Raw genomic sequence first — 423 nt, 5'->3', positions numbered from 1 at the left:
CTTCATAAATCCAAAAACAGGCTCCACATCAAATTTTCTTTGACTGTAGATGGTTTTTTGTTTTAGTTCTGAAAACTTTTTATTAATTTTGTCTTTAAAATATTCTCAATTATAATTCTTCATTATTTTTTTATTTGTTTTGAATTGAAGTTCATTCATTGATGTTTCAGAGGACATTCGGAACAATCATCACATTCATATTATTTAAAGTCTCGTTTAAAACCATTTTTATCATGATGATAGGCATATCTGTTAAATCCTAGTCTTTGATTGTCCAAACAAATGAATTCATCGAATTCAGTCTCGGAGTTGTTTCTACAATATCATTTGTGGGGATAAGAACTGAAGTTTCCATTAGTAGAGTATATTGAGTCATATTATAATCTTTGTGCATAAGGCACCTCGTTAATTTAGTTTAGTGAT

1 protein-coding gene and 1 pseudogene are annotated in these 423 nt (G+C 28.4%); both read right to left on the bottom strand.

What is annotated here, in order from left to right:
* A pseudogene (locus HMPREF3241_RS12715) lies at nucleotides 1-293 on the bottom strand (transposase); the annotation flags it as partial.
* On the bottom strand, nucleotides 260-394 hold the full coding sequence (locus HMPREF3241_RS13135) for a hypothetical protein (RefSeq protein WP_002490632.1): 135 nt from the start codon (nucleotides 392-394) through the stop codon (nucleotides 260-262). The gene HMPREF3241_RS13135 and the pseudogene HMPREF3241_RS12715, both read right to left, overlap by 34 nt.
* Nucleotides 395-423 lie beyond the last annotated feature (29 nt).

It is taken from the genome of Staphylococcus sp. HMSC34G04, assembly GCF_001838765.1.
In the GTDB taxonomy this organism is placed as follows: domain Bacteria; phylum Bacillota; class Bacilli; order Staphylococcales; family Staphylococcaceae; genus Staphylococcus; species Staphylococcus epidermidis.
The sequence above is the reverse complement of the archived record's forward strand: the minus strand, read 5'-3'. Positions and strand labels throughout refer to the sequence as shown.

Bases quoted from the DNA above. Each gene is read 5' to 3' on its own strand.
- HMPREF3241_RS13135 (WP_002490632.1), bottom strand. From the start codon at position 394: ATGCACAAAGATTATAATATGACTCAATATACTCTACTAATGGAAACT.